This window comes from Lysinibacillus fusiformis (assembly GCF_016925635.1).
Classification (GTDB): domain Bacteria; phylum Bacillota; class Bacilli; order Bacillales_A; family Planococcaceae; genus Lysinibacillus; species Lysinibacillus fusiformis_F.
The window spans coordinates 2,166,272-2,183,819 of the sequence record NZ_CP070490.1; the positions used below are offsets into that span (position 1 = coordinate 2,166,272).

Genomic DNA, 17,548 nt, shown 5'->3' on the forward strand with positions numbered 1-17,548 from the left:
GGAGAAATTTATGAAGGCTATTATTATCAATGAGTTTGGTGCACCTGATGTTTTAACATCTATTGATTGTCCAAAGCCTACTATTTCTGAGGGTGAAATCTTAATACGGACAACCTATACAAGCGTCAATTTTGCAGATATTAAAAACCGTACAGGTAATAAAGCTAAAGCAAAATTTCCGATGGTTCTTGGTTTAGATGTTGCAGGGGTGATAGAAGAGGTTTTTGATGATAACAGTGGTTTTCAAAAGGGTGATCAAGTTATCGCCTTCCCGAAAAACGGTGCGTATGCAGAATTTGTTGTAGCAAAGGAACAACTGGTTTTTAAAGTTCCTAGTGATGTACCAATCGAGAAGGTGGCAGCTGTACCAACTGTTTCATTTTTATCGTATATGTTAACACATCAAATAGCAGCAATTGGTCAGCAGGATGCCGTCTTAATTCATGCTGCTTCTGGTGGAGTCGGGACAATGCTTATCCAAATGGCAAAAAGGCTAGGAGCTAAACTGATTATTGGTACGGTGAGTAATTTGGAGAAGGCCTCAATCGTATATCAGCTCGGCGCAGATCACGTACTTACATATGATCAATTCAGTACACATGTCAATGAACTAACAAAGGGTCGTGGCGTTGATATCGTGTATGATTCCATTGCAGGAGCTGTCACAGAGGAAAGTTTAACTTGTTTAGTGCCCTATGGCACGCTTGTTCAATTCGGGAATAGTGGAGGCAGAGCAGGCAATATAAAAACATCAGATTTACACAGTAGCTGCCGCAATATAAAAGGATTTAGCTTAGGTACGACAAGAGCATTGAAGCCAGAACTGTTACAGCAGGTTGCACAGGATATTTTTTCTTTATTAAAAAATGATAGTTTCCAGGTGCCAATTGCTAAAATATTTCCCTTAGAGGAAATGCAAAAGGCCCATGAGTTTATGGAAAGTCGCCAGCATCAAGGGAAAATACTTATTAAAATATAAAAATACAAAAAGATGACGCTCCAAAATGGGTGTCATCTTTTCAACGTCTATCAGCGATCTAGTTCAGTAAGCTTTTCATAAATACGTCTTTTTCGGTACAGCATCATACCGGTTTCGGCTACATCCTGAATCATGCCTTTATTGGCATAGGCTCCAAAAACCATCCCTGCAATAGGAATCATTTGAAACAGCTTTTTCCAGCCTAGTTGATCTCGATACGTGTAAAATACTTCCTGCCATCCTTGAAGCTGAGAAATCATGTTATCTGAAGCCTTTTTCGAGCTGTTCATAGTAGAAAGCTCCTGTAAGATTGCTTCTTTACCAACAATATCAGCAGAAGTAAATTGTAGACATTTTACAATAAAAATACGTTCCAATTTATCATTCGGATCATAGCCATGAATGATCGCTATTTCTTGCAATGTTTTGAGTGCAGTTCCTAAAATCATTGGAATATCAATAGCTAAAGTAAAGATGCCACCAAAGCCAGTAGAGGCTCCTTGTACAGTAGCAAATTTTACTCGGTCATCTTGTAATTGATCACTGAGAGTGATCATGTCCTCTAAAGGAATCTGACCAATATCAGATATAGTTAAAATATGCTGTGCGGAAGAATAGTCACGGATTTTTTGTATCATGGCTTGTTCATTGATTAAATACTTTCCACCTGACTGAATATAATTGCCTAGTTCATCGACCAATAAAGCAATTTTATTTTGAAGAAAGGCGGGTGTCACTTTATCTAATAATTTAAATGGTATTCTCCCTAATTTCTCCCAAAACCATAAATCCTTTTGATCTTTTTCCCACACTTGAATCTCTTGTAAATGCTGCTCTAATAACTCTCGGTTCTCCATGATTGTCTTATCCCCTTATGTGTCCATTTAACTTTAAATACGAAAAATACTATATAAAGTTTCGCTTTATTTAAATGAGATTTCGACAAACTAATGAATCACATGCTATTGCCAAACGGACGCAAGGAGTGCAATTCCTTCCTTTATTTGCTGAAGCGTCAGTCCACCATATCCTATAATGACCATCGTTTCATTCGTACCATCCTGATAGGAGGTAGAGCATGGATATACTTGAACTCCTACCTCTTGAGCAAGCTGGATCGCTCTACTCTCGGTGAGATGTTGGGGTAGCTTGATGACAATATGTAGTCCAGATTTTTCACCGATTACTTGAAATTCATTTGAAAAATGTGTAGAGATGGCGGTCAATAATGCTTGCTGCTTTTTACGATAGATTGTTCGCATTTTTGCTAAATGCTTATCGAATAGACCTTGTGCAAGAAAGTCCGCCAAGACAAGCTGGTCTACTTTGGAGACAACTGATTTTTGCTCATCATGAAAAGTCATAAACGGTCCTACTAGAGACTTTGGAAGGATCATATAACTAATGCGTAATGATGGGAGCAATGTTTTTGAGAATGTTCCGAAATAGATGACATGCTGAAGTTGATCCATTTTGGCTAAAGAGGGAATTGGCAGCCCCTTATAACGAAATTCGGAATCATAATCATCTTCTATAATAAGAGCCTCGTTCAAGTTGGCCCATTGTAACAATGCTGCTCTTCTTTCCATGGTCATAATCATGCCTAAAGGAAATTGATGAGCGGGTGTTGTGTATAACATGTGAATTATTTTTCGAGGTAGGGTAATTCCTGAATAATCCACAGGAATCGCCTCTGTGGACAATCCACATTGTTGGAAAACGGCACGTACTCGTTTAAAGCCTGGCTCCTCTAATCCAACACGTGTCGCTGGACCAAGAAAATGACAAAGAGCCTGAAGCTGGCTTTGTGTACCACTATAAACAAATACCTGTGAAGCATCACAACTAACCCCACGAGAACGTTCTACATAGCGAGCAATCTCTGTGCGTAAAATTGTCTCTCCTGCCCAAGGGCTTGTTGATAAGTTGTTACTATTAAAATGCTTTTTTATAAGCTTGTGCCAAGCAGTATAGGGAAAAGCCTCGTTATCCACATGCCCATTAGTAAAATCAAATTGTATATTGTTAGGGATACTATTACTTGTAGCAGACACATGCTGGGGTACTTGCTGTAGCCAATCAAATTCAAAGGGAGCAATAAAATAGCCAGATCGCTCTTTGCTATAAATATAGCCTTCTGCAAGTAATTGCTCATAGGCTTCTTTTATAGTGTGTACACTCACATCCAATGTTAGGGCGAGAGCTCGCTTAGAAGGCAATTGTTCGTGAGCAAGTAATTTTTTAGTGATAATAGCATGCTTTATTTCTTCATAGATTTGAATGTATTTCGCCAAATCTCCTCTAAATATAATGGCTAGCTCCACGTAGATGCCTCCTTTGGTATGGTTGATTTTTTAGTAATTGGTTATATCTATCATATCAATTTTACCGTTAAATAAGTAAAAAAGGAGTGAAGTGTAATGGAATTTATAACATTAGAAAATGAAGTGGTTAAACTAAAACCTTTAGAATTGAGCGATTTACAAGAAATTTTAGAGACAGGGAGTTATCCAGAAATTTGGTCACATATGTCCACAACGATAGAAAAAAAGGAGGATGTGAATAACTTTGTGGAAAACGCATTAAGAGCCAAAGACGGAAAAACAGAATTTCCATTTGTGATTGTGGATAAACAATCAGGGGACATTATTGGTTCTACTCGTTTTATGGATATTGATGACAAGCATCAGCGATTAGAAATTGGCTATACATGGCTAACACCCGCATACTGGCGTACAGCTATTAATACTAACTGTAAGTATTTGCTCTTACAACACTGTTTTGAGCACCTTCATTTACAACGCGTGCAAATAAAAACGGATCATGATAATATCCGTTCCCAAAAGGCAATTGAGCGAATTGGTGCCACAAAAGAGGGGATATTGCGTAATCATATGATTCGCAAGGATGGTACAACAAGGCATACCGTTATGTATAGTATTACAATTGAAGAATGGTCACAGGTGAAAAAACATTTAGAAAAGCTCTTAGTGCAATTTGGATAGTTATAGGTATAAAATGGTACTTATTTAATTCATAAAACCGTTTTTTCTTATAAAAAGTGTCAAAAAATAAAGGGAAGGGTAGAGTAGAGTACCGAAAAATTGAAAGAGGGTAATCTACTTGAAACCAAAATATACTTTAAGACAAATTTATGGTGATAATGCTGTGTATACACCAAGAACACCGTATAGTGATAATCCGTGGATGATGGATGATCCTCATAAGCTGGATGCTTTAACCTCAAGAGAAGTTGCTATTGCTGATATCCCGGTGCTAGTACATCGAGCCACACAAACAGAAAAAGCGCAAGAGCTTCATCAATTAGCAGGATTACCATGGATTGAACAGCCCTATAGCTATGAGACACAGGAGGAATACTTGGCACTGATCCAAGCTTGGTGTGAGGAAGGGAAGACCATTGTATGCCAATATATACATGACCTGGAGCATATGGATCGTCAATGTTATTGGATGGATGCAGAGAAATTTAATGAGTTGAATACAAAAGCATATATCGATCATTTAATCGATAGCAAATTTGTGCCAAGTCGTCTAAATGTGGAGACATATAGACTTTCAGATGCCATTAAAAATTGGCAGCCACCTGTAGTACTAAAGCCTGGCGATGATTCTCCAACATCGGGAGGATATGGCGTAACCATTTGTCATAACAAAGAGGAACTGACAGAAGGTTTACGTCAATTTCGGATGACGGGAACTGAAAGTATAATCATTGAGGAGCTTTTACAGACAAAGGACAACTATAGTTGTCAATTTGTTTACTCGGAGGAGCTTGGCATTCAATACTTAGGAGCTTCCCAGCAAATTACGGATGACAACGGCATTTACGAGGGGAATATCATTGTAGATAAAGTACCCGAAAAAGTAATTGAAGTAGGAAAACATATTATGGAACGCGGTGTTGAGGAGGGCTTTGTTGGTGTGGCAGGCTTTGATTTAATTGTCACTGAAGCTGGTGATGTTCAAGCGATAGACTTAAATTTCCGTCAAAATGGATCAACCTCTATGCTGATGTTTCATGAGGCTTTAGGAAAGCCCATCAATAAATTTAGCTCCTATTCAGCACAAAGCCCACAACAGAATGATTACTTCTATCAAACAATCAAAAAATTTATAGAACAGGGAATGTTATTTCCCTTATCTTTCTATGATGGAGATTATTTTGAGGAGCCCGTAGCTTCTAGATTTGTCGGTGTATGGTACGCAGATACGCTAAAAGAGATTGAAAAGCTGGAAAAGGAGTTATTATAGGAAGAAAAGAATGGTCTTTAATCTTATATGTACTAAATGCAATAGAACCCCTTTGGATAAAGGGTTTAAGTTTTAGTATATATACTAAAACTTTTGCAAAAGTTAGCGTCAGAAAAATGCGGATTTACAACGTTAAGAAATATGCATAATTTTATTTATTAAAGTCGATAGTGCAGCAGTGTTCCAAATACCACTAAAGCATTGCTATGGCCTAATTTAGTAGAACGTGCATAAAAGCATGTATAAATAATGTTCACAAGGAAAGGCACGAACGTTGATGGTACAACATTCGTGGCTTTTTTTGGCGTGTTCAAATTTATATTTGGGAACGTTATTAGGTTAATTTTTGTATGCATTATTAATCATTGTTGCACCAAATTTCTTATACGTTTCCTTCTCAGTTATTTCCTTAATAGTTTTAATAAATGGTTCTTTCTTATATATATGTAGACCTATAGAACTTATATTTAGAAGCAAGGAAACATATTCTTTAGCTAAATTTGGATGTAATCTAAGTTAATCTCGAAATAATAATTTTTCGTACCTTTTCATTGCTGTTAATTTCACAAATATGTAGATAACAAATCTCCTGCCCCTATCCACCAATTAATACTAAAAAAATTTCCCATTTTAAATGAACTTTTCAAATCACTCATTTGTATAGTAAGTGAATATCCAAAAAGGAGGAAATATACAATGAGGGAAATCAATAATTGCAAAGTCTGCGGTAAAGATTTATTCGCTGTAGGTGAGCTAGGTCATGGTTATGCCAATGTAAGGCCTGCTAATAAAATCTTTTCTACGGGAACACCTTTGCTCGTTACGTATTGTCAAGGTTGTGGCGAAGTCGCTTCTCTTAAAGTAAAAGAGCTTGGAAAGCTGAAAGTTTGGTAAGATTTATCATTTCAATTCAAAATAAAAAGGGAGAGAATTTAAATGTTAATTTTACAAGACCTAAAAAAATCGTACACAAATAAGACAATATTAAAAAGTGTTTCTGCTACCTTCCAGCTTGGCCAATGCTATCTAATCCTAGGTGAAAATGGTGCAGGTAAATCTACACTTTTTAGATGTATTACAGGAGATGAAAAATTCGAGCGTGGTACAATTCACTCCAAGCTAGCAGGGGATGTAGCCGATTTATGTGCATTACAGTACCAAAGTTTTGAAAGCTATTCATTTTTAAAAATCAAAGAAGTCATTCAATTATTTTCAACACTCATCAAACAACCAGCCAAGCTCGATTTACTCCATGAGCTACTTGAATTTAAAAAATATGAGAATACGCTCATAAAAAATGCATCTGGTGGACAACGAAAAGCACTTTCGCTCTATTTGACATTTTTGATGAACAAACCATTCATTTTACTAGATGAGCCGTTTGCGGACTTAGATTTAAAGAAAAAAAGCCTTTTACTCGATTTTTTAAAGGATCAGGTACAAAAGTACAAAAAATGCTTAATTATCATTAGCCATGAGGTAAGTGGCGTAGAATCTTTATTTGATTTTGTTTATTTCATGAAAGATGGTGCATTTATTGAAGGGGATACATCAACAGCCTTACAAGAAAAGTATAAAAATCCATTATTTTCAGGATTAGAGGGCGTTTATTTTGAAGTGACTGGACAAATGTTAGGAGGAAACTAATGATGAAAATAGCAGTAACAAAGAGTTTTATACTCGAGACAATTCGCAACTATGGTGTATTTATTGGAAACTTACTACCGGCCTTTCTCTTTATCTTCGTCTCCTGGGTTTGTACCCTAGGTATGAAAAGTGATGCTACATCAGTAGATTTTATCATTAAAGGGCAGTTTTTTCCGATTTCAATTATGCTATTAACCTTCTCTTTTGCTTTTTCAAGTGCTACCATTTATTTGGCAGATTTAAAAACAACAAAGACTTTACAATGGCTTAAGCGTACTGATATTTCGCCCCTGAATTATTTTATCGGCATGGGACTGGGTGTATTTTTATTAATGAATTTGGCACTTTTACTTGTTCTACTCGGTTATCGACTATTAATTGAAATGACATTTGAATCAGCTATTGCAATTATTTTTATTTGTAATTTCGTATTACTCGCACTCTATCCATTATGCTTTATCATTGCAGGTATGGTTAAAAATGGAAAAGTAGCACAAAGCATGCTCGTACCAATTATGCTCATACTCATGTTTTCCATTACGATGCCATCTTTATTTATTACATTAGCTGGCAATGAGCCTCAAGAATATTATGCCTTTCTATCTTGGAATCCAATGCTCTATTTAAATGATACAATGCAATTTCAGCTAAATTTAATTGAGCAAACATGGTTACCGATGTACCAATACTTCATCATTTTAACGTTTGCAGGCCTGTTCTTCATTATGCTAGCGAGAAAAATTTACATGCGATAGGACTGAAAAAAATGGATATCGGTTTTATAATTTCGTTATTTGTTGGAGGAATCATGATGGTACTGCTATTTGCCATCCTCATTCCTTTCTTTCGAAAATATATTGTACGTGAAAATGGCAAAATAAATTATGCAAAAACAGTAATTTATTTACGTTGGAACGTTTTTGATACGATTACGCTTCTTCTAGCGATTTACACAATTGTCTGTGTGCAAGGTTTAAATATTTTATTGTCCTCTGGTGAAACAATCGACAATCCATATGTGCAATTTTTCACGAATCAGGCACAGGCTTGGATCATAGTGATAGTTGTTTATTTTGTTATGCGCATATCTGCAACGATTAAAAGTATTCAAGCACGACTAGATGATATTGATGATGAGTAATGAGGAGATCATGCAAGCCTACTTAGCAGGAGAAAAAGAGGCATTAGGCATTCTTTACGAGCGTCTAAACGAACCTCTTTATTGCTTTCTTTATCGGTATACGCGAGAGGAACAGTTGAGCATCGATATTGTACATGACACTTTCGAAATCATCCAATCAAAAAAGCTGCACTTTGATGCAAATATTGGCACGGTGAAATCTTTTCTCTTTCAAATCGCATATCGTCGTATGCTGAATAAATTAAACCGTCGAAAAAGGTGGCAAACGCTCTTGCCTTTTCTAGTACCTACACCAAATATGACGTTACAAAATGAGGAAACACTCGTTATTCAGCAGGCCGTTTCCAAACTACCTGAAAAACAGCGTGCGGTCATTTTGCTCGCTTATTATGAGGATTTACCACAGGAAGAAATAGCGCAAATTTTAAATATCCCAGTGGGTACGGTGAAATCACGTTTACATAATGCCATGAAAGCTTTAAAGCTCGTACTAAAGGAGGACTTCCAGCATGAAAGAAGAGTTTAGAAAAGAAAAAGCACTTTCAAAGCAACTCGAACAATATAAAATTGAAATACCAACGCATCAATTAAACAAAAAGTTAACGCTGTACGAGCGCTTTATTCGCTACTTAGCATCGCCAACTAAGGACCCTTTAGAACACGTAACTGCCAGCTCCTCTGGCTTACTTTCATTAAAGATACTTCCTTTGCCATTCGTTATTTTACTCGCTTTTTTACAAGGGCTGTTACTTTAGATAAATCGATAGCCTACTCTAGAGATGAGTAGGCTAATTTTAAGTATAAACAATATTCCCAAAGCTTTGTTTGGAGACTTTATTTTGCTTACCGTTGTAAATTCGTATGAACCCGAATAAGTAATTATTTTTTATTATTTAGTTCTAAAGGTATAGGTGCTATCTTTAGTAAGATAGAAAAATTTGTGAAAAAACTATAATGCTCTTTCCATACAAGGTACTACATCTTCTAAAGCTGCCCAATCTTCCACTTATACCCACTGAATGCTGTAAATGATAACCCCATTGCCATCGCAAATTTATAATTTTTACCTGTGGAATACATATAAAGATTTATAAAAGTTGCTACTATTGCAATAAGACCTAATATTAACCATATAATTATACCTCTATTATAGTTTTATTTAATAAGTTTTAGTTTGGTTTCTTACCTGTAATAATTTAATCGACCATTCTTTTTTTATAAATAATTGCTGCGATTAACCAAGAAATAAGGGACCATACTATAAACGTTACCATTGGAATGATTATATCTGTCGTGGAGTGCTTCCCTTCTAATGCCTCTGCTAAAAGTAATAATTGAGAGCTAGGTAGCCACTCCGCTATTTTTAAAATAGGGTAAGTAGATGCAAAAGTCAGGGCAAGAGGACCAAATGAGAAAAGAAAGATTACAGGTAAAACAATTATTGAGCCTTCCATAATAGACTTAGCAAATAATCCACATATTGTTCCAAGTGCAATATAGAATACAGTAGATACTAGTAATGCTACAGATAAGATAGCTAGATTTGCAGGTGTATATCCAACTAGAAAGATAGACAGTGCCAGTACAACAACGGTCACGATGAGCACAAATAAACTTTTACCAATTAGAATATCTCCAAGTGAAGCAGGGGAAAGCATAAGGCTACGTAAAGTATTTTTTTCTTTTTCCTCTGCGATTAAACAGCATTGTATATAAGTTGTTACCATAGAAAACGTTATATTGATGGGTAGGAAATAAGCATTGATAGTAGACGCTCCTGTTTTGTTGTATAAAAATGCCAAAATTAGAGGCAGAAGTATCATCGTTGATACGGCATAGTTACGAGAAAATTCCTTATAATCTTTCACTAATATTGCTTGAATACGTGTCATTGAAATGTTCATACCAAATCACTCCCTGTTATTTGCATAAAAATATCACCCAATGTCGGCTCGTTTGTATTAATTCTTGTCACTTCATTGGAATGCATCCATTGATACAGCTTCTCTGCATCTTGTGCACCGTTTTGTATAATCTCTTGTAAACCATTTTTGAGTTCAACTGTTATGGAATCAGTGCCAAATTCCTTTTTCAAGTCCTTTGGTGCACCTATTGCTCGAATTTTCCCCCTATGAAGGAAGGCTACACGGTCACAAAGTATCTCTGCTTCGCTCATATCATGAGTAGTTAAAAAAATCGTCGTACCCATGTCATTTAATCTTCGTAAGCCATTATAAATATGCTGGGTATTCACAGGGTCCAAAGCAGAAGTAGGCTCATCTAAAAATAATAATTCGGGCTTATGCATAATTGCACGAGCAAGTGTGACACGTTGAATCATTCCCTTTGAAAGCTGACTGATTTTCTTTTTACGTTCTGTATATAAGTTTACAAAGTCCAAAGCTTCTTTTACAGCAGAGTGAGATAGCTGATATAAATTACTATAAAGTAATAAATTCTCTTCAATAGTTAGTCTTGTATACAAGCCACTATTATCTGTTAAAATACCAAAACGTTTACGATTTTGACTTTTCTTCATTTCAGAAGCTGGTTGCCCAAATAACAGAACATTGCCTGCCGATTTATCTGTTTGTGCCGTTAATATTTTAATAGTAGTTGTTTTACCAGAACCACTGGGCCCAAGAAAGCCGAATATTTCCCCTTTCTTAATCATAAAAGAAACATCCTGTAATGCTGTTTCATTATTAAATGTCTTTTTCAAGTTTTGTACATCAATCACTGCATTCATGTGTAAACCTCCTGTTTGTTGTTGATATCTACACTATAAATAACAAGCAAAAGGAACACAGTAAAAAATGGGTGAACAGCAGAAAATTGAGCATAGGAAGAACAATATCGAAGGTGACAGGAGTCGTTTATTTCCTGGGAAATCTACTAAATTCCGAGTATTTCCTTTAAATTAGCAAGTTTATTTTTCGACAGTGGAACCACAGTTTTTTCTGTACTGTTGAGTGCTAGGCTATAGCTATTGCGTGTCCAAGTAATGATCTCTCGAACCTTTTGTAGGTTAACAATATAAGAACGATGGCTTCTAAAAAAGCCGAATGGTGTCAATTTTTGTTCTAGTTCATTTAGCGATAGAGTACACGGATATGCTTCACCCGCTACATAAATAGATACGTCTCCTTCAACACTTTCAATATAATCAATTTCTGGTGGATTAAATAAAATAATCTTATCATTTTTCTTTGTTGGGATTTTATCCAGTCGAATGGGTGCATTTTTAAGGGGCTGAGGCGTTTGCTCTATGTCAACCTCTTTTATGTCTAAAGCATGTAAGTCAGTTCCATCTAATCGATGTATAGATGTACTTGCAACCATTAAATCTTCTAGATTATTTGATAATAAAATGATAATTTTATGCTCTTTCACGAGGTTTTTTAATAACTGTTGGACAGTTTGTTTCGAAAATTCATCTATATTTTGAAAGGGTTCTTCTAAAATTTGAATAGATGCCGGATGTAGGTACGTATTCAATAATTTTAATCGCTGCTTTTCACTATTAGAAAGCTTACTAATTCTATTGTTTTTTTGTTCAGTAAGCTTAAAAAGCTTCAATAAATTCTCTGTTTCATTAGTTGGGCGATTAAAAAGTTTCAAAAAGAACTGGATGTACTCGCGAGCTGTGAGTCGTTCATATAATGCACTTTCACGAAAATAAGTACTAGTATCATTTTGTTTCATAAACCATTGCATTAAAGTATGTATTTTGGAAACGTCTGTGTAGATGCCGATAATCGTGCCAGGTTGTAGAGAAAGATGAAAGCTTGGATAAATAACATTGCCAGCTTCAATATATGGATCAACCTGAATATCAATATTTTGTTCCACGTTCATTCCTCCTAAATTTTGCTAGCTTGTAAAAAGTATTTGATATCAGTGTGTGCTTGTGAGTGGCTCATTTGACAATAATTTGAGTTAGAGGTATCCATAAAGCCATGTAAGCCTTGATATTGTTTGATTTGAACATTCGGTATGCCAGCAAGTGTCTTCTTTAATAATTGAACATCAAAGCTACTTTCATGGCTAGATAAAATGACCAAAGTTGGGCAAGATGGTATGTTATCAAGGTATTGACGGATCCGTGATCCATATACACAAATGACACGGTGTAGGGGGAGTGTAGTTAATCGCCAGGCTAAAGTTGCACCTACACTATAGCCAATTAATATTACCTCATCGTAATTTTCACAAGCCTCCAATAATTTTTGTGAAAGGAACTCAAGAGGAGCATCGAAGCCAACTGTCTGTACGAAAAAATCATAGGCTTGTTTTTCCTGTTCATATGGAAAGGAAAGTCCCTCAGGATAGAGTGGAATAAGGGAAACGGTAGTGTCTTCATCACAATATACTTGCACCTGTTCTTCAATAAAATGATTAACCCCATAGATTTCATGTAATATAAAAACTTTTCTTTTCATTACGACCTCTATTATCTTTTTTCCAATAGTGTATCAAAAAGTAAGTATAACGTATATTTAGCTTTCAAAAAGTGCAACGATGGACATTTTTACGTTTATGCACAAAAAAACACAAATTTGTTGATCAGGTATTATATGTACTCCGAAAAACGGATTTGCTATTATCTTTTTGATAATGATTCTCATTATTGCATTGGAAAACTAAAGGAGGATATACAATGAAGAAGCCATGGATAATGGTATTATTCACTTTGTTACTATCAGTGTTGCTAGTAGCATGTAATAATGCCGAAGAGAAAGTAGCGAATCAACCCGAAAAAGAAAAAGAGGAGATGAAGGGGGAATCTTCCATTTATCCTCTGACATATACAGATGCTCTAGGAAAAGAAGTAATCATTGAGAAAGAGCCGAAGCGTGTTATTTCTTTGATGCATGTATTATACCCAGATGTTTTATTAGCATTAGATACGAAGCCAGTAGGTATTGCAAATGCTGATACTATGTTTAATTTATGGGAATCCTATCAATCTTTTGTGAAAGAACAAAAATTTAAAGATATTGGTGATGTTAGAAGTCCAAGTCTTGAAAAAATAGTAGAACTAAAACCGGATTTAATTTTGGCTGCTTCAGGCGTGCATGATCAGCTATATGACCAATTATCAGCAATAGCACCTGTTGTATATTTAAATCAAAGAGCGATGTCTACTGATCAAGAGTTAGCCGTGACAGAAATTTCAAAGGTATTAGGGAAAGAAGAACAAGGAAAGGCGCTATTAGAAGAAGTCAGCGGAAAAATTACAGACGGCCGTGAAGCTTTAAAGAATTTTACAGCCAAAGGAGAAACGGTAGTTTTTACATCCGTAAATACGAAAGAAGGGTTTTGGATATATGGTAAAAATATTGCGCCAACGAATCCTGAACATGGTTTAGGTATTAAAGTTCCAGAAAATTACCCAGAAGATATAACAAAGGAAGTAAGTATGGAGGGAATGTCGGTCTTAAACCCAGATCACTTATTTATTTTCCTTGATAAGAGTGGTATTACCATGAGTGAAGAGGAATTTTTAAAATCCTATGAAGAGAGTGCAGTTTGGAATAACATCAATGCAGTGAAAAATAAAAATGTTTATATTGTGGATCGTTCCTTATTTGCACAGGATGCCCCAATTGCAACCATGTATGGAATAGATATAGTTGTAGATTTATTAAAAGATAAATAAGATTATGCTAAAAAAGAAATAGTATGCCTAATGCATACTATTTCTTCCTTTATAAAGAAGAATGTTAATAAATGGTGACGGAATATGTATTATTATCATGTTTTGTAATAATTTCATTTGATAATGATTATCATTATCGTATAATGGTATTAAGGAGGAAGTTCAAAGTAATTTATACAAGTAGAAATATACAGTAGGGCTGTCATGCAGTATTAGTCCAATTGTTTAGATAGGTAATGACAAAAAGAAAGGTGTGTTAAGTATTGTTAGAACAAGAATTGTATGATGTAACCATTATTGGTGGTGGACCAGCAGGTTTATATTCTAGCTTTTATTGTGGTTTACGTGAAATGAAAACCAAGCTAATTGAATCACAGCCACAGCTAGGCGGTAAAATTCATGTTTATCCAGAGAAAATGATTTGGGATGTTGGTGGTGTAACGCCTATTTCAGGGGGGCAACTAATTAAACAATTAGTTGAGCAAGCCTTAACCTTTAATCCTTCTATATATACAAATGAAAAAGTGCTGTCCATTGCTAAAAATGAAGATGGTATTTTTGTCATCGCAGCGGAGTCAGGAAATATTCATTATTCCAAAACGGTTATCGTTGCTATTGGTGGTGGCATCCTAAATCCTCAAAAAATTGAGATTGAGGGCGCAGAACGCTTTGAAGTATCTAATTTAAATTACACAATTAAATCCTATGAAAAATTTAAAGATAAGGCAGTTATTATTTCAGGTGGTGGTAATACAGCGGTAGACTGGGCGTTAGAATTAATGGAGATAGCATCCAAGGTCTATTTAACTTATCGAAAAGATACTTTGTCTGCACATGAGGCTCAAATTACAGAGCTTACAAATAGTTCGATTGAATGCCATTTCAATTCTGAAATTACGAAGCTGATTGCAGACGATCAAGCAGGAATGATTAAAGCAATTGCTTTAACAAATCATGAAACAGGTACTGTAACGGAAATTCCTATTGATGAAGTGGTCATCAGTCATGGATATGTACGTGATAAAGAATTGTTAGATAATAGTCCGTTAGCCATTGATCGCAAAAATGATTATTTTATTGCTGGTACGATTAATAGTGAATCATCCATTCCAGGCCTTTATGCTGCTGGTGATATTTTGAGCCATGATGGTAAAATTCATTTAATTGCAGCAGCATTTCATGATGCACTTCATGCAGTGAATAGTGCGAAGAAGTATATTCAACCTGATGCTTCTGAGGGCGGTATCGTTTCCTCCCATAATGATATTTTCAAACAACGTAATCGTAAGCTATTACAGGAAAGTTTAAAATAATCGATTTTAGGAGCACTAATGTATTATTAGTGTTCCTTTCTTTTTGTCTTGATGTAACAATATGAAAAGAAGGGAGGCGTTCAACATAGACACACAAGAAATAATAGAATTCTATACAACTGCTCCATTAACATTTATAGATGTCATTACGGAGAAGATTTCTTCCGAAACAGTCGTTACGAATTACAAGACGATGACCAACGCAGCAGGTTTAATTTTTCCGATCAAGGGAGTAGCTGATGTACAAATTGAAGGTGAAAATTACCACTTAGAAAAAGGGCAGATTGTCCATGTGGGTCCCAATTTACCTATAAATCGTATAATTGCGAGCGATACTAAATTCGAGTATGCAGTCATTCATTTTCAACTAGCAGAAGGAGATAATGCAAAGTTCCCTCTCTATAATCGTCACTTTACTTTACAGGTAGGAGAACAAATCAAATTAATGAATATGCTGCAGCAATTAATACAAAATTATCTTATGCGTAGTCATTTATCTTATCTTCAATCTAAGGCTCTTTTTTTAAACATTTTAGAGGAAATGCTTTTAACCATTAAAATGATGGACTATCAATATAAAAAAGAAAACATAACGTTAATTATGGAGTATATACAAGAAAATTATACAAAGAATATGACTGTCATGGATATCGCAAAACATTTTAATATGGAACGAAGAAAACTGGCCTATCTATTTGAGAAAAAAATGGGTGTTAGTCCAAATGTTTATCTCACTGATTTGCGTATTCAAAAATCTAAAATTTTACTGAGAACTTCCCATTTATCTGTTAAAGAAATTGCAGAAAAAGTGGGCTATACAGACTATTTTTATTTTAGTCGTGTATTTAAAAAAATCACAGGGTTATCGCCAAGTCTGTTCCGTAAATATATGAATTAACAAACACCTAGTGGAAAAATAACTTTCATTAGGTGTTTTTCGTATAGAAAGAACATAGCTTTTCCTTTTTTGGACATCCTAAGATAGAAAAAATGACATGAGGTGATGATCATGAAAATAGAAAGGTCGTCCGAGTGGGAAGAAGGCTTTATCAACAGATTAAATCATCTTGAAAACTGGCATAGCTGGACATTGTATAAGATGAACTATGATATTGTGAAAATGAAATTAATACCTGATTTTACAGGATTGCAGGCTACGAAGTATTTACCTAATTTACAACCTTTGGCGCACCAGCTACAAGCAGCTGAAACAGTTATTGAACGTATGAATGGAAAAGCTATTTTAGCCGATGAAGTAGGACTAGGTAAAACGATTGAAGCAGGGCTAATCTTAAAGGAATACCTTATTAGAGGCCTTGTGAAAAGAGCATTGATTTTGGCTCCAGCTTCTCTAATAAATCAGTGGATTGAAGAGTTAAATATAAAATTTCATATTCCTGCCGTTGCATATAAAAAAAATTGTCCGATAGAGCGCTATGATGTCCTCATTATGAGTATGGATACGGCAAAAAAGAGTCCACATAGAGAGCGCATTTATGAGCAGGATTATGACATGATAATTATTGATGAGGCACATAAATTAAAAAATAATAAAACACAAATTTACGAGTTTGTACAAGGCTTAAAGAAAAAGTTCTGCTTATTATTAACTGCCACACCTATTCAAAATGATATCTTTGAATTGTATTATTTAATCTCCTTATTAAAGCCTGGACATCTAGGTAACTATGACGCCTTCCAATCGGCTTTCTCTGCTAGCAAGCATGATTTAGAGCATGATGATTATTTAAAAGAGTTGGTTAATCAGGTAATGGTCAGAAATCGTAGGGAAGATACGGGGATTGATTGGACAAATCGTCGTGTTCAAATTGTGCCGATTACATTTACGAACGAAGAAAGAGAAGTTTACGAAATGCTTGGCAACCTTCAAAACACAGGGTCATTTTCATTAATTACGTTGCAAAAAGAAATGTGTAGTAGCAAGGAAGCTACAGCCTTAACATTAACGAATATGCTAGAGGATCATGTGCAACCACAAGAAATTGAAGCGATTATTACTAAATTAATGACCTTGGAAGTGAATTCAAAGGCGGAAAAGACATTGGAAATTGTTAAGCAAGCGAATGACAAGGTTATTATTTTTACAGAATATCGTGCTACGCAAATATATTTGCAATGGTACTTACATTCTAATGGCATATCAAGTGTGCTGTTTAATGGGAAATTTAATAAAAGTAAACGAGATTATATGAAGCACCTATTTAAAGAAAGAGCCCAGGTGCTCATCGCTACCGAGGCAGGAGGAGAGGGGATAAACCTTCAATTTTGTCATCATGTAATCAACTATGATTTACCTTGGAATCCAATGAAGCTAGAGCAACGTATTGGCCGTGTCCATCGTTTGGGACAGGAGCATGATGTCCATATTTATAACCTTGCCATTGAACATACAATTGAAGAGAAAATCTTGGAATTGCTTCATACAAAGATTGATGTGTTCGAGAAGGTGGTTGGCGATTTAGATGCTATTTTAACAAACTTTAAAGAATCTGTATAAGGGTAGGGAGGTG

19 protein-coding genes and 1 pseudogene are annotated in these 17,548 nt (G+C 35.3%); 13 read left to right on the forward strand and 7 right to left on the reverse strand.

The window, feature by feature from the left end; translation table 11 throughout:
* The first annotated feature begins 10 nt into the window (after window positions 1-10).
* Window positions 11-979, forward strand: a complete 969-nt coding sequence (locus tag JTI58_RS10635; RefSeq protein ID WP_205446564.1) for a quinone oxidoreductase family protein — start codon at window positions 11-13, stop codon at window positions 977-979.
* Window positions 980-1,029: 50 nt separating this feature from the next.
* On the opposite strand, the gene JTI58_RS10640 is transcribed toward JTI58_RS10635, so the two are convergent.
* Together JTI58_RS10640 and JTI58_RS10645 are read right to left on the reverse strand one after the other, a co-directional pair.
* On the reverse strand, window positions 1,030-1,836 hold the full coding sequence (locus tag JTI58_RS10640; RefSeq protein WP_205446565.1) for an EcsC family protein: 807 nt from the start codon (window positions 1,834-1,836) through the stop codon (window positions 1,030-1,032).
* A gap of 105 nt (window positions 1,837-1,941) precedes the next feature.
* The gene (locus tag JTI58_RS10645) at window positions 1,942-3,303 is read right to left on the reverse strand and encodes a MocR-like pyridoxine biosynthesis transcription factor PdxR (RefSeq protein WP_205446566.1); all 1,362 of its coding nucleotides are present in this window, start codon (window positions 3,301-3,303) and stop codon (window positions 1,942-1,944) included.
* A 96-nt stretch (window positions 3,304-3,399) separates the two neighbouring features.
* Between JTI58_RS10645 and JTI58_RS10650 the strand changes: the two genes are divergently transcribed.
* The 8 genes from JTI58_RS10650 (at window position 3,400) to JTI58_RS10685 (ending at window position 8,797) form a co-directional block, all read left to right on the forward strand.
* Entirely contained in the window at window positions 3,400-3,984 is a 585-nt protein-coding gene (locus JTI58_RS10650) for a GNAT family N-acetyltransferase (protein ID WP_205446567.1), read from the forward strand.
* Window positions 3,985-4,102: 118 nt separating this feature from the next.
* Window positions 4,103-5,254, forward strand: coding sequence for an L-aspartate--L-methionine ligase LdmS (gene ldmS, locus JTI58_RS10655; protein ID WP_205446568.1), 1,152 nt, complete (start codon window positions 4,103-4,105; stop codon window positions 5,252-5,254).
* Window positions 5,255-5,950: 696 nt separating this feature from the next.
* Window positions 5,951-6,148 (forward strand): hypothetical protein, encoded by a 198-nt coding sequence (locus JTI58_RS10660; protein ID WP_205446569.1) that lies wholly within the window; start codon window positions 5,951-5,953, stop codon window positions 6,146-6,148.
* Window positions 6,149-6,190: 42 nt separating this feature from the next.
* Window positions 6,191-6,901, forward strand: coding sequence for an ATP-binding cassette domain-containing protein (locus JTI58_RS10665; RefSeq protein WP_205446570.1), 711 nt, complete (start codon window positions 6,191-6,193; stop codon window positions 6,899-6,901).
* Window positions 6,901-7,656 carry an ABC transporter permease gene (locus tag JTI58_RS10670; protein ID WP_205446571.1) on the forward strand — a complete coding sequence of 252 codons (756 nt, stop codon included), beginning with the start codon at window positions 6,901-6,903 and terminating at the stop codon, window positions 7,654-7,656. The genes JTI58_RS10665 and JTI58_RS10670 overlap by 1 nt, the downstream gene beginning before the upstream one ends.
* A gap of 11 nt (window positions 7,657-7,667) precedes the next feature.
* A complete protein-coding gene (locus JTI58_RS10675; protein ID WP_205446572.1) occupies window positions 7,668-8,042 on the forward strand; it encodes a group-specific protein in 375 nt (124 codons plus the stop codon).
* A 10-nt stretch (window positions 8,043-8,052) separates the two neighbouring features.
* Entirely contained in the window at window positions 8,053-8,568 is a 516-nt protein-coding gene (locus tag JTI58_RS10680; protein WP_205446573.1) for an RNA polymerase sigma factor, read from the forward strand.
* The gene (locus JTI58_RS10685; RefSeq protein ID WP_205446574.1) at window positions 8,552-8,797 is read left to right on the forward strand and encodes a hypothetical protein; all 246 of its coding nucleotides are present in this window, start codon (window positions 8,552-8,554) and stop codon (window positions 8,795-8,797) included. The genes JTI58_RS10680 and JTI58_RS10685 overlap by 17 nt, the downstream gene beginning before the upstream one ends.
* Window positions 8,798-8,921: 124 nt before the next feature.
* Here the strand turns inward: JTI58_RS10685 and JTI58_RS24855 are convergent.
* From JTI58_RS24855 to JTI58_RS10705, 5 genes and pseudogenes are all read right to left on the reverse strand, one after another.
* A pseudogene (locus JTI58_RS24855) lies at window positions 8,922-9,176 on the reverse strand (hypothetical protein).
* Between the two features lie 62 nt (window positions 9,177-9,238).
* Window positions 9,239-9,946, reverse strand: a complete 708-nt coding sequence (locus JTI58_RS10690; RefSeq protein WP_205446575.1) for an ABC transporter permease — start codon at window positions 9,944-9,946, stop codon at window positions 9,239-9,241.
* Window positions 9,943-10,791 (reverse strand): ABC transporter ATP-binding protein, encoded by an 849-nt coding sequence (locus JTI58_RS10695; protein WP_205446576.1) that lies wholly within the window; start codon window positions 10,789-10,791, stop codon window positions 9,943-9,945. Before JTI58_RS10695 ends, JTI58_RS10690 begins: the two co-directional genes overlap by 4 nt.
* 146 nt (window positions 10,792-10,937) lie before the next feature.
* Window positions 10,938-11,894: a LytTR family transcriptional regulator DNA-binding domain-containing protein gene (locus JTI58_RS10700; RefSeq protein ID WP_205446577.1), complete on the reverse strand. Its 957-nt coding sequence runs from the start codon at window positions 11,892-11,894 to the stop codon at window positions 10,938-10,940.
* An 11-nt stretch (window positions 11,895-11,905) separates the two neighbouring features.
* Window positions 11,906-12,484, reverse strand: coding sequence for a dienelactone hydrolase family protein (locus tag JTI58_RS10705; protein ID WP_205446578.1), 579 nt, complete (start codon window positions 12,482-12,484; stop codon window positions 11,906-11,908).
* A gap of 218 nt (window positions 12,485-12,702) precedes the next feature.
* On the opposite strand from JTI58_RS10705, the gene JTI58_RS10710 reads away from it, so the two are divergent.
* From JTI58_RS10710 to JTI58_RS10725, 4 genes are all read left to right on the forward strand, one after another.
* The gene (locus tag JTI58_RS10710) at window positions 12,703-13,704 is read left to right on the forward strand and encodes an iron-siderophore ABC transporter substrate-binding protein (protein WP_205446579.1); all 1,002 of its coding nucleotides are present in this window, start codon (window positions 12,703-12,705) and stop codon (window positions 13,702-13,704) included.
* A 263-nt stretch (window positions 13,705-13,967) separates the two neighbouring features.
* Window positions 13,968-15,017, forward strand: a complete 1,050-nt coding sequence (locus tag JTI58_RS10715) for an NAD(P)/FAD-dependent oxidoreductase (RefSeq protein ID WP_205446580.1) — start codon at window positions 13,968-13,970, stop codon at window positions 15,015-15,017.
* Between the two features lie 61 nt (window positions 15,018-15,078).
* Window positions 15,079-15,915: an AraC family transcriptional regulator gene (locus JTI58_RS10720; protein ID WP_205446581.1), complete on the forward strand. Its 837-nt coding sequence runs from the start codon at window positions 15,079-15,081 to the stop codon at window positions 15,913-15,915.
* 105 nt (window positions 15,916-16,020) lie between these two features.
* Window positions 16,021-17,535 carry a DEAD/DEAH box helicase gene (locus JTI58_RS10725; protein WP_243456378.1) on the forward strand — a complete coding sequence of 505 codons (1,515 nt, stop codon included), beginning with the start codon at window positions 16,021-16,023 and terminating at the stop codon, window positions 17,533-17,535.
* The last annotated feature ends 13 nt before the right edge of the window (window positions 17,536-17,548 follow it).

Coding starts and splice junctions, on each gene's coding strand:
- JTI58_RS10635 (WP_205446564.1), top strand. CDS start 11: ATGAAGGCTATTATTATCAATGAGTTTGGTGCACCTGATGTTTTAACA.
- JTI58_RS10640 (WP_205446565.1), bottom strand. CDS start 1,836: ATGGAGAACCGAGAGTTATTAGAGCAGCATTTACAAGAGATTCAAGTG.
- JTI58_RS10650 (WP_205446567.1), top strand. CDS start 3,400: ATGGAATTTATAACATTAGAAAATGAAGTGGTTAAACTAAAACCTTTA.
- JTI58_RS10660 (WP_205446569.1), top strand. CDS start 5,951: ATGAGGGAAATCAATAATTGCAAAGTCTGCGGTAAAGATTTATTCGCT.
- JTI58_RS10665 (WP_205446570.1), top strand. CDS start 6,191: ATGTTAATTTTACAAGACCTAAAAAAATCGTACACAAATAAGACAATA.
- JTI58_RS10670 (WP_205446571.1), top strand. CDS start 6,901: ATGATGAAAATAGCAGTAACAAAGAGTTTTATACTCGAGACAATTCGC.
- JTI58_RS10675 (WP_205446572.1), top strand. CDS start 7,668: ATGGATATCGGTTTTATAATTTCGTTATTTGTTGGAGGAATCATGATG.
- JTI58_RS10680 (WP_205446573.1), top strand. CDS start 8,053: ATGCAAGCCTACTTAGCAGGAGAAAAAGAGGCATTAGGCATTCTTTAC.
- JTI58_RS10685 (WP_205446574.1), top strand. CDS start 8,552: ATGAAAGAAGAGTTTAGAAAAGAAAAAGCACTTTCAAAGCAACTCGAA.
- JTI58_RS10690 (WP_205446575.1), bottom strand. CDS start 9,946: ATGAACATTTCAATGACACGTATTCAAGCAATATTAGTGAAAGATTAT.
- JTI58_RS10695 (WP_205446576.1), bottom strand. CDS start 10,791: ATGAATGCAGTGATTGATGTACAAAACTTGAAAAAGACATTTAATAAT.
- JTI58_RS10705 (WP_205446578.1), bottom strand. CDS start 12,484: ATGAAAAGAAAAGTTTTTATATTACATGAAATCTATGGGGTTAATCAT.
- JTI58_RS10710 (WP_205446579.1), top strand. CDS start 12,703: ATGAAGAAGCCATGGATAATGGTATTATTCACTTTGTTACTATCAGTG.
- JTI58_RS10720 (WP_205446581.1), top strand. CDS start 15,079: ATGAAAAGAAGGGAGGCGTTCAACATAGACACACAAGAAATAATAGAA.
- JTI58_RS10725 (WP_243456378.1), top strand. CDS start 16,021: ATGATCATGAAAATAGAAAGGTCGTCCGAGTGGGAAGAAGGCTTTATC.